Below are 9,827 nucleotides of genomic sequence, written 5' to 3' on the forward strand. Positions count from 1 at the left end.
CCGTTCACCGTCAGCGGCAGCGCATCCAGCGGCACGAACACGGACGGGCACCATGAACTCCGGCAGCCATCGCGACCGCCTCGGCGGCGCGCTCCACAAACGCGAACGTGCTGCGTGCCCTGCGCGGACGAGGGTTCGGGACGGGCAGCGCCCGGACGGGGATCAGGGGTTGAGGATGCCGGCGGTGTCGAAGCGCCGCATCAAGGCGGGCTTGCCCCGGTGGCCGGCGCGCAGGTCTGCGACCCGTTGGTCGTAGTCGGCAAGGGTGCCGCTTCGGCTGTAGATCTCGCGGAGATCCTTGAGGAGGGTGGTTGCCGCGTCGTAGGTGGTGGGCTTCTTCTGAGCGATCAGATTCTCGACGTCCTGCCAGGCCTTGTCGAGGTTGCGGGCGAGGCGGTCGAGGTGCCGCTGGTAGGCCTGTGCTGCGGCGCGGGCGCGTTTCTCGGTGGCTTTGCGGTGGGCCTCGCGTTCGCGCCGGGCGCGTTCGGTGCGGCGGAGCTGGGCGGCATCGAGGAGTTCGGCGGCGCTGCGGCACGGGGTTGGCGGGGTGGCCGGGGCGGGGCGAGCGGCCTGGTAGCGGTTCAGGTCCCGGCTGTGGACCGGTGCCCAAGGCGGCAGCGAGGAGGAGATCGTCCTTGTCCTGGACCGGCAGCGCCGCGATGAACGCTGTGAGTTCGTGCCGCTGGGGGCCGTCGGGCGAGGGGCGGGGCTCGCTGACCTGGGCGGCGGCGGTGAGCAGGTCGGTATCGACCTCGAGGAAGTCGACCAGGGCGCGCTGGGGGCCGGTGAGTTGGGACAGTCCGTAGGGGATGGGCGGTTCCATCTCGCGGGCGTACTCCGCTCCCTCGTCGTCGTCCAGCTCCCGAACGCTGAGGGCGGCGAGCCAGGCGAGATAGAGGGGGCGCAGGTCGCCGGCGGCGAGTTCGGCGCGCAGGCCGATGAGGGAGGACAGTTCGGCGGAGGTCTCGAACTCCCACTCCTCGTCGTGCTCGCCGTCCCGGGAGAAGTCGAGCAGGGTGTGGCCGGAGCGGCTCCAGACCGTGAGCGCCTCGTTCCGGGCGTAGGCGGTGGCCTTCTTGGCGGGGAGGACGGTGGCGGGCAGGCGCAGGAGCAGGCGGCGGCTCCCCCAATTCGCGTAGTACAGATGGGCGTCGTAGAGCTGCTCGACGAGTTTGGTGCTGTCGCCTCGGAAGTCGCCCCAGTGGTACTCGTTGACGAAGCGCGTGGAGGAGATGCGGGCCCGGGTGGACAGCGCCCGGACCTGCTGCAATTGTTCGGCGTCGAGGGAGCGGTCGACGGCCAGGAACTCGTAGTACTGGTACTCGCTCACGGCCAGGAACTCGTAGTACTGGTACTCGCTCACGGCCAGGAACCTTACTCCCGGACAGGTGTGTGCGGGATGGGGTCGTGAACGGAGACGGATCTGGGCACGAAGCCGGCCGGCATGCGGCTGCCTCCCGCCCTCAGCTTGACTCCCGCCGCAAACAGCAGCGTCACGGCCGCCGCCCCGCTCGCCGGGACGCGAGCCGCCCGGTGGTTCAGCCTCGCCTGATCCCGACGACCGATGCGGACGCCTGATCCGTACGACTGATCCGGACGCCGTCAGACGCGGCGGGCCGCCCGGCGCGCGCGGACTGCCAGCCACAGGTCGAAACGGTCGTCCCCGTCGTCAAGGCGGCGACCGGTGATCTGCATGATCTTGTCGAGGCGGTTGCGCACGGTATGGCGGTGCAGGCCCATCTGGCGGGCCGTCTCGTCCCACGAGCTGCCGCTGTCAAGCCAGGTCGCCAGGGTCCTGGTGAGCGAGCCGGAGGGATCGGCCGTGTCGAGCGGCCCGAGCAGTGCGTCCGCATAGCCGGTCAGGGCGGACCGGTCACCCAGGTCGAGCAGCAGCCCGCTGGTGCGGTCCCTGCGGGCCCGCGCCGGTCGTCCGGTGCCCCGGCTGATCTCCACGAGACCCGCGGCTTCGCGCAGGGAGGAGCGCGCGGCACGGGGCGGGACGGGTGAGCCGATGCCGGCCGGGCAGCCCGGCGCGAAATGGGTGATGACGACGTCGACGTCGAGTCCCGCGCCGACGACCGCCTCGACGAAGGAGCCCCGGTTGCGGATGAGTCCGCCGGGTACCGCCAGTGCGAGGTCGGCGGCGATCTCGCGTGCGGCCTGCGGACCGTCGTCGGCGGGTACCTCGACGACGACTCCGCACACCGTGTCGGCGGCCAGTCCCGCGCCGGCGAGCACGTCGGCGGCCTGTTCGGCGGTGGTCGACTCGTCGAGCAGCTTGCCGAGCATGGCTGCCCTGTGGCGCCGCTCCGGCTCGTCGGCGAGGTGTCGCCGCTCCAGCTCCAGGGAGAGAAGCGAGACGAGCCCTGGGATGAGCATGCGGGCGTCGGCACCCATGTCTCCGGACAGGACGAGCATGCCGCGCAGTCGGCGGGCGCCGAGCGGCTGTACCTCGAGTCCCGGCGCCACCGCGCTGGAGCGGATGCCCGCCGCGGCGACCCGCCCGATCAGGTCGGCGCTGCTGCCGCCGGGTTCCTGCTCCCCGCTCCCGTCGGCCGCGATGACCCGGCCGAGCGGGTCCGTGACGTGGGCGCGGACACCGGTGGCCCTGGTCCAGGCGTCGAGCGTCGGGGTCAGGCCCCCGCCCGCGGCGGCGGCCGCCGTGAGGCGGCGCTGGGTCTCGAAAGCGCACTCGACCGCGGCGCGCTGCTCGGACGCCTGCGCGGCGAACACTGTCTTCGTCACCGCGATGAAAGGTACCTCCCGTCCGACTGTGAGCAGCGGCATCCCTGCTTCGGCAGCCGCCGCCACCAGGGGCCCAGGCGCCTGCTGGTACGGCAGCTCCGGTCCGAGCCCGAGCGCCAGGGCGTGCGCCCCGCCGGCGGCGGCGTCGTCGACGTAGGCGCGGCACGCGGCCACGTCCATGGGGAGAAGCAGGCCCATCGTCATCAGCAGCTCGCCGCCCTGCAGCCACGGGCCGGGACGGACCAGCTCCGAAGCGTGCGCGGCTAGCACCGGGCGGTCGAGGTGCTCGCCGCCCGCCACGACGGTCAGCTGCAGTTCAGGGTGGGCGACGAGGTCGGAGACGAGCAGAGCCATGTCTCCATTCTGTCTCCACGCCGCCCGGCCGGACTGTACATGGTGTCCATGCCCGCGGGCCGGTTTCGCCCTGTGGGCCATCGGCGAGGAGCGGGCGGAAGGCTAGGTTCCATCTGTCGCGGCTGCGCAATCCCGCGGCCCGCGTCCACCTGCCCCCGCGGTGACGGACCCGGCACACTGGCAGGAGGGGAGGAGCTGCGATGAGTGCTCCCACAGACGCACAGGCTGAGGGCCAGCGCGGCGGCGGTTCGCCGGGCGGCCTGATCGAGGTCCGGTCCATCGACTACGTGCCGGTGCGTGAACGCCACGGCAAGGTCTGGCACCAGGGCCCGTTCTGGTTCACCGGCAACTTCGTGCTCACCACGATGGTGACCGGGTTCATCGGTCCCTCTCTCGGGCTGAGTCTCGCGTGGTCGGTCGCGGCGGTCACGCTCGGTGCGTGTTTCGGCACCTTCTTCATGGCCTTCCACGCCAACCAGGGTCCCCGGATGGGCCTGCCGCAGATGATCCAGTCGCGGGCCCAGTTCGGCATCCGCGGCGCCGTCGTGCCCTTCGCGGCCGTGGTCTTCGTCTACGTCGGCTTCAACGTCTTCAATGTGGTCCTCGCCGCGCAAGGGCTGACCACCGTGCTGCCCGGCGGGCCGCGTACCTGGTACGCGATTCTCATCGGCATCGCGGTCGTCCTCGCCGTCGTCGGACACGACCTGCTGCACCTGGTGCAGCGCTGGCTCACCTACGTCCTCATCGTCGTCTTCGGCATCCTCACCGTCGGCGCGCTGGTCCAGCTCGAGCCCACGCAGGCGACCGGCTCCGGCAGCCACTCCCTGTCCGCATTCCTGATCGTCTTCTGCGCCGCCGCCGGCTACCAGATCTCCTACGCGGTCTACGTCTCGGACTACTCCCGCTACCTGCCGCGCGACGTCTCCGCCCGCAAGGTCATCTGGTGGACGTACGCCGGAGCCGCACTCTCCGCGGTGTGGCTCATGTCCCTGGGCGCGCTGCTCGCATCGTCGCTGCCCACGCCGGACGCCATCGGCAGCCTGCGCCAGGTCGGCAACGTCATCCTGCCCGGGTTCGGCACCTTCGCCGTCATCGTCTCCGCGCTCGCGCTGATCACCATCATGGCGGTCAACGCCTACGGCGCGATGCTCACCACCACCAGCGCCGTCGACGCCTTCCGGCCCGTGCGCCCCACGATCCGCTCGCGTGTCACCGGCATCGTGGTGATCGAGCTCCTCGTCCTGATCGTGGCGCTGCTGCTGCCCGAGGACTACCTCGGCAGCTTCAACAACTTCGTCCTGCTGATGCTGTACTTCCTCATCCCGTGGACGGCGGTCAACCTCGTCGACTTCTACTTCGTACGACGCGGCACCTACGCCATCCCCGCGATCTTCGACCAGAACGGCATCTACGGCCGCTGGTCCTGGCAGGGCCTGACCGCCTACGTAGTCGGTTTCGCGGCGATGGTCCCGTTCTTCACCACGTCCTTCTACACCGGCCCGATCGCCGAGGCCATCGGTGGCTTCGACGTCTCCTTCGCGGTCGGACTGATCGTGGGCGGCGCCCTCTACTACGTGCTCACCCGCGGCCTCGACCTAGAGGCGGAGCGCGTTGCCGCCGCGGCGGGCGAGGCCGAACTGGAGGGCAGCGACGCATGACGACGACCGTGGCCTGCGCGCAGGTCGCCCTCCGAGTGGGCGACGCGGCCGCCAACCTCGCCACCACCGAGCGGGCCGTGGATGCTGCGGCCGAGGCCGGCGCCCGCGTCGTCGTCCTGCCCGAGCTCGCCAACAGCGGCTATGTGTTCGCGGACGCCGGGGAGGCCGCCGCCCTCGCCGAACCCCTCGACGGGCCCGCCGTGACCGCCTGGTCCGCCGCGGCCCGCCGGCACGGGCTGACCCTTGTCGCCGGCCTCGCCGAACGCGGCGATGACGGGCGCCTGCACAACTCGGCGGTCCTGATCGACCCGGCCGGCGAGCTGCGCGCCGTCTACCGCAAGGCCCACCTCTTCGGCACTGAGAAGGACGTCTTCACCCCCGGCGACGCACCGCCCGCCGTCGTCGACATCCCTTCCGTCGGCCGGATCGGCGTCATGGTCTGCTACGACCTCGAATTCACCGAGTGGGTGCGCATGGCCGCCCTGGCCGGCACCGAACTGCTCTGCGCACCCGTCAACTGGCCCCTCTTTCCGCGACCCGAGGGCGAACGCCCCTCCGAGGTGGTACGCGTCCAGGCGAACGCCGCCGTGAACCGCATGTACGTCGCCGCCTGCGACCGGGTGGGCGACGAGCGGGGGGTCACCTGGACCGGCGGCTCCGTCATCACCGACCCGGACGGCTTCCCGCTGGCCGGCCACCGGCCCAGCGACGACCCGGAACTGCTGATCGCCACATGCGACCTCGCCGAGGCGCGCAACAAGCGCCTCGGCGCGCACAACGACGTCTTCACCGACCGGCGCACGGACCTGTACGGGGCCTGACCGGCCCGGCATCCGTGCGGCAGCGCCGCGGGTGCCGGTTCCAGATCCGGCCATCGCCCGCCCGGGTGGTGCGGCACGAGCAGCCGGAAGCGGTCCCAGCGGACGCTCTGTCGGCCCGTATCCGTGAGTGAGCGGTCAGACGTCGAAGAGGGTTTCCTCTTGTGGCGGGACTGGAGGGTCAAGGACGTCGCGAAGGCGGGCGATGTCCTGGCGCCACTTCGGGCCTCTTGCGGCCTCGGCCCAGAGCTCCGCGAGTTCAGACAGCTCGGAGACCACTTGGTCCAGAGCGTCGACGGCGAGCATTCGCAGTTCTGAGGGCAACTCCGGGAGCGGCTCTGACGGGCCGTAGCTCGAACACGCCGGCTCGCCGTGAGGGTGCTGGGCGACGACGAGGGCGGCCGAGGCCACTGCTCGCTCACCGTCGGACGTGTTCAGGTAGTCCGTCGGGTCGGCGGCGCGTTCGAGTGCCCTGCGGATCATGGACGCACGGTCGTCAAATGCTGCCTCGTCCAGGTCACCCCCGAAGTCGGCGGCGGTGTCGTTGTCGAAGGGGCCGATGTCCCAGGTGCCCATGTCTCTCCTTGCGTGACCGTCCGGAGATCGTCGCACTGGCCGCTGACAGCGACGTCAGGAAGCGAGCAGCACCCGCGCGCACAGGAGCGCCGGTCAGGCCGGCGAACAGGCGCCCGGCCGGCCAGGCCGAGGCGCCCGCGTCGGGGGCGCATGACCAGCGACTGTCTCCGGGCCGTCGCCGACCCGGCTAGACGTCGGGCTCCGGGTGGCGGGGGAGCGGCTTCAAGCTCCTACGGAGTCCGTGCGGAGCGGGCCTGGGGTCTTGACCCTGGACCGGGCTGGATCAGGGCAGGCTCCGGAGGTTGTGGGAAGCCCGTCCCGCCGCTTACTGTCGCCTTGACGATAAATGGGGGAAGGGGCTTTCAACATGACCACGACGACGGCGACCAAGCGCGCCGCGACCGGAGCGCTGATCGGGCTCGCACTCGGGGATGCCCTTGGATTTCCGACCGAGTTCAATGACGTGCCCTCGATCCTCGACAAGTGCGGTCCCTGGCGGGAGATGGAGCTGCCCAAGCGCGCCTTCGTCTCGGACGACACGCAGATGACCCTTGCCGTCGGTCGCGCACTCAGGACTGCTCAGGGTCGGGGCATGCTCGTCCCGAAGCGGCTGGAGCGGCCGCTGCGCGAGGAGTTCGTCGACTGGTACCAGTCACCGGAGAACAACCGGGCCCCGGGCAACACCTGCATGACCGCCTGCAATCTGCTGAAGGCGGATGGCCGGGTCTGGCAGGACGCCAGTCAGATCGGTTCCAAGGGCTGCGGCGCCAACATGCGTGTGGCGCCCGTCGGGCTCGCCCCGGGGCTCAATGATGAACAGCGCGCAGGGGCTGCCCAGTTGCAGGCCGCGCTCACCCACGGCCACCCGACGGCCCTGGCAGCCTCGGACCTCACCGCCCGCGCCGTGCACCTGCTGGCCCAGGGCGCTGACCCCGCCGAACTCGTCGACCGACTGCGGTCGTACGCCTACGACGACCGCACCCGCTACGACCACACCTGGCTCGGCGACCTCTGGACCCGTGCTCAGGACCCCACCCCAGAGCATTTCATCGCGCGCGGCTGGGACGAGTGCCTGGAGATCCTCGACAGGCTCGAGGAGGCCGTGCGCACCGCCTCACCGGAGACCGACCCGTGCCTGGCCACCGGTGCGGGCTGGATCGCCGAAGAGGCCTTCGCCACGGGCCTGCTGTGCTTCCTGCAGTTCCCCGACAAGCCCGTCACCGCCCTGCGCCGAGCCGCCTGCTCCTCCGGCGACTCGGACTCGATCGCCTGCCTCACCGGCGCCTTCGCGGGCGCCTGGCTGGGCGCGGAAGCCTGGCCGACTCCGTGGACGGACCGGATCGAGTACCGGGACGAACTGCTTGCCCTGGGAGCGCTCTGGGACGCGGAGCCGTAGCAGAGGTTCGATCCGGTGACCCGATCCGGTGACCGTGCCGGTCGACCAGTCCAATCGATCGGGTGCGTGCCGGAGGACGTCGAGCCGGCGGTGGGTGCGTTTCTCCGCCTTCTGAACCAGGGCCGCCTGCGCGATGTCCGGTTCTTACGACGGCGGAGGACCGGCGAGCGCGCCGTCGGCGATGCGGGCCGGCCCGGTGAAGTGGACGACGTACCTCCATCCGTCCGGGGTCCGGTACAGGGCAAGGCTGGTCGGCGTCCCGAGGGTGCGCCAGTACGGCCGCCGTCTGCTCGACATATGGCACGGTACTGCGGACTCACCGCCCATGCGGCGCGTCCGGCGTCACCGAGGACGTACGCGCCTCGACCGTCCGGATAAACGGATGGTCGGGGGCGAGCGTGGCGCGGCAGGATGCTCCGCATGACATTGCCCACCCCCGAACTGCACACCGCCCGCCTGCGGCTGCGGCCGTTCACCGACGCCGACGCGGCGCCGCTCTACGCGCTGCACAGCAGCGCCCACGTGCTGCGTTACTGGGACTCCCCGCCGTGGACCGAACCGGCCCGCGCCCGCCGCTTCATCGCGACCTGCCGGACGATCGAGGAGGAAGGCACGGGAGCACGGGTGGCCGTCGACCGCGTGCGCGACGGCGCGTTCATCGGCTGGTGCGGCCTGACCAATTGGAACCCGGACTTTCGCAGTGCGTCCCTGGGCTACGTCTTCGACGCCGCCGCGTGGGGCTGTGGCTATGCCACGGAGACCGCGCACGCCGTCCTGCGGTGGGCGTTCGACACCCTGAGCCTGAACCGCGTCCAGGCCGAGACCGACACCCGCAACGTGGCGTCCGCCCGAGTCCTTGAGAAGCTCGGCTTTGCCCGCGAAGGTACCCTCCGCGAGGACTGCGTCGTCAACGGCGACGTCTCCGACTCCTGGGTCTTCGGCCTCCTCCGCCGCGAGTGGCACCCGACAGCCACGCCGACCATCGGCCGCTAGGACCGAGACCTGCCTGCCTTTCGGTCCGCAACCCCACCGAGGTCACCGTGGTCCACCCCGGCGAGCTCAACGTAATCGCTTGCCCCACCGATCCCGACCATCCGCGCTACTGGAGGATCCAGTAGCTTGCAGGGTCCGCGTGGAGCGGCAACATGCTCGTCGGCGCGCGGGTGCTGTCGCTTCTCATGAACATCGAACATGCCGCGACCTGGCTGCCTCCCGAAGCGCTGAACAACTGCTGTCGAAACGGGTGGACAGAGCCACCCAGGCGATCTGCTCAGGTGTCCACGCCGTTCGTGGCCGGCAGGAGTGCCGCCAGTTCGGCGTCGTCCGGGCGGTGGGCCGCCTCGGCTGCCTTGCGCAGAACGGTGCGGTCTACTTCATCCGTGTCGGCGCTCAGCCGAATCACCACGCCGTTGTCGGGCACCGCGTATTCGTGGTGGTCATCTGTCTTGCGGTACCACGCGTCGCCATCTTGCTCACAGGTGACCCGCTCGACGGATCCCTCGACCATCGGCTGCTTGGGGCAGTTCTCCGCCGTCAGCGTTTTGCGATCTACGAAGAGGCCGAACTCGGCGGCACCCTTCTCGGACCGATACGCGACGACGAACTCGTCGTCCCCGTACACGCCGACCGACTCCTGGAACACGGTGAAGCCGGAGACCTTGGTGACATAGACGAGTTCCGGCGCGACGCCCCAGGAGCGCGCGGCGGCGTCGAGGTCGGCGCTGTCGGCGGCCGTTCCTTCCGCCCGGTTCTTGTTGTCCGCGGCGCATCCTGTGAGGAGCACTGGTATCAGGAGGAGGGGGGGTAGCGCACGCGCGGTTCGCATCATGCGCACATCCTGTCGCAGAGATATGCCACAGGCGCACCCGGTTTCTGGATGCCCCGCGTTCGGCAGGCCGCTCCTGGTCGATTCCATCGTTCTGCGGGCCACAGGCGCCGGGAGAGCAAGAGACCGTACAGGGCGAGCAGCGCCGTGAAGGCAAAGTGTCCGGCTAGCGCTGCGCGGGTGGTGCAGTCGGACTGGTTGGCGATGGCCAGTGCAGCGCCGCCGAGGCCGGCGACCACGGCGGTGGAGAGGGTCAGGGCGAGCTGGAGCGCACCGCTCGTCTGCCCCTGTCGCTCTGCCGGTGTCTGTTCCAGTGTGGTCGAGGTAATCCTCGCCGGTGTGGCCACGCCGCAGTGGCGTACTCGGCATGGGCAGGTGTGCAGGGAGTGAGGTGGGTACCTAGCCGGTGAGCAATAGGAGCTCGCGTTGATCGGCGTGATTGGGCCACCGTTTGT

At 70.6% G+C, this 9,827-nt stretch carries 9 protein-coding genes; 4 read left to right on the forward strand and 5 right to left on the reverse strand.

Annotation, left to right across the window (positions count from 1 at the left end):
• Window positions 1-10: 10 nt before the first annotated feature.
• Together DN051_RS45300 and DN051_RS37880 are read right to left on the reverse strand one after the other, a co-directional pair.
• Entirely contained in the window at window positions 11-1,363 is a 1,353-nt protein-coding gene (locus DN051_RS45300; RefSeq protein ID WP_162625064.1) for a hypothetical protein, read from the reverse strand.
• A gap of 239 nt (window positions 1,364-1,602) precedes the next feature.
• Complete coding sequence (locus tag DN051_RS37880; protein ID WP_112441355.1) at window positions 1,603-3,099, reverse strand: PucR family transcriptional regulator; 1,497 nt, start codon at window positions 3,097-3,099, stop codon at window positions 1,603-1,605.
• A gap of 200 nt (window positions 3,100-3,299) precedes the next feature.
• Between DN051_RS37880 and DN051_RS37885 the strand changes: the two genes are divergently transcribed.
• Both DN051_RS37885 and DN051_RS37890 read left to right on the forward strand, forming a co-directional pair.
• On the forward strand, window positions 3,300-4,757 hold the full coding sequence (locus DN051_RS37885) for a purine-cytosine permease family protein (RefSeq protein ID WP_112441357.1): 1,458 nt from the start codon (window positions 3,300-3,302) through the stop codon (window positions 4,755-4,757).
• Window positions 4,754-5,578 carry a nitrilase-related carbon-nitrogen hydrolase gene (locus DN051_RS37890; RefSeq protein WP_112441359.1) on the forward strand — a complete coding sequence of 275 codons (825 nt, stop codon included), beginning with the start codon at window positions 4,754-4,756 and terminating at the stop codon, window positions 5,576-5,578. The genes DN051_RS37885 and DN051_RS37890 overlap by 4 nt, the downstream gene beginning before the upstream one ends.
• 135 nt (window positions 5,579-5,713) lie before the next feature.
• On the opposite strand, the gene DN051_RS37895 is transcribed toward DN051_RS37890, so the two are convergent.
• Window positions 5,714-6,151, reverse strand: coding sequence for a DUF4259 domain-containing protein (locus DN051_RS37895; RefSeq protein WP_112441361.1), 438 nt, complete (start codon window positions 6,149-6,151; stop codon window positions 5,714-5,716).
• A 367-nt stretch (window positions 6,152-6,518) separates the two neighbouring features.
• Here DN051_RS37895 and DN051_RS37900 point away from each other — a divergent pair, with 367 nt between their 5' ends.
• Window positions 6,519-7,547 (forward strand): ADP-ribosylglycohydrolase family protein, encoded by a 1,029-nt coding sequence (locus tag DN051_RS37900; RefSeq protein WP_112441363.1) that lies wholly within the window; start codon window positions 6,519-6,521, stop codon window positions 7,545-7,547.
• A gap of 144 nt (window positions 7,548-7,691) precedes the next feature.
• On the opposite strand, the gene DN051_RS45305 is transcribed toward DN051_RS37900, so the two are convergent.
• Window positions 7,692-7,844 carry a hypothetical protein gene (locus DN051_RS45305; RefSeq protein WP_162625065.1) on the reverse strand — a complete coding sequence of 51 codons (153 nt, stop codon included), beginning with the start codon at window positions 7,842-7,844 and terminating at the stop codon, window positions 7,692-7,694.
• A 123-nt stretch (window positions 7,845-7,967) separates the two neighbouring features.
• Here DN051_RS45305 and DN051_RS37905 point away from each other — a divergent pair, with 123 nt between their 5' ends.
• The gene (locus DN051_RS37905; RefSeq protein WP_112441365.1) at window positions 7,968-8,540 is read left to right on the forward strand and encodes a GNAT family N-acetyltransferase; all 573 of its coding nucleotides are present in this window, start codon (window positions 7,968-7,970) and stop codon (window positions 8,538-8,540) included.
• A 277-nt stretch (window positions 8,541-8,817) separates the two neighbouring features.
• On the opposite strand, the gene DN051_RS37910 is transcribed toward DN051_RS37905, so the two are convergent.
• Window positions 8,818-9,330, reverse strand: coding sequence for a hypothetical protein (locus DN051_RS37910; protein ID WP_246040751.1), 513 nt, complete (start codon window positions 9,328-9,330; stop codon window positions 8,818-8,820).
• Between the last annotated feature and the right edge of the window lie 497 nt (window positions 9,331-9,827).

It is taken from the genome of Streptomyces cadmiisoli, from assembly GCF_003261055.1.
Lineage (GTDB): Bacteria > Actinomycetota > Actinomycetes > Streptomycetales > Streptomycetaceae > Streptomyces > Streptomyces cadmiisoli.

Excerpts from the sequence above, each read along its gene's own strand:
- DN051_RS37880 (WP_112441355.1), bottom strand. The coding sequence starts at position 3,099 with ATGGCTCTGCTCGTCTCCGACCTCGTCGCCCACCCTGAACTGCAGCTG.
- DN051_RS37885 (WP_112441357.1), top strand. The coding sequence starts at position 3,300 with ATGAGTGCTCCCACAGACGCACAGGCTGAGGGCCAGCGCGGCGGCGGT.
- DN051_RS37890 (WP_112441359.1), top strand. The coding sequence starts at position 4,754 with ATGACGACGACCGTGGCCTGCGCGCAGGTCGCCCTCCGAGTGGGCGAC.
- DN051_RS37895 (WP_112441361.1), bottom strand. The coding sequence starts at position 6,151 with ATGGGCACCTGGGACATCGGCCCCTTCGACAACGACACCGCCGCCGAC.
- DN051_RS37900 (WP_112441363.1), top strand. The coding sequence starts at position 6,519 with ATGACCACGACGACGGCGACCAAGCGCGCCGCGACCGGAGCGCTGATC.
- DN051_RS45305 (WP_162625065.1), bottom strand. The coding sequence starts at position 7,844 with ATGTCGAGCAGACGGCGGCCGTACTGGCGCACCCTCGGGACGCCGACC.
- DN051_RS37905 (WP_112441365.1), top strand. The coding sequence starts at position 7,968 with ATGACATTGCCCACCCCCGAACTGCACACCGCCCGCCTGCGGCTGCGG.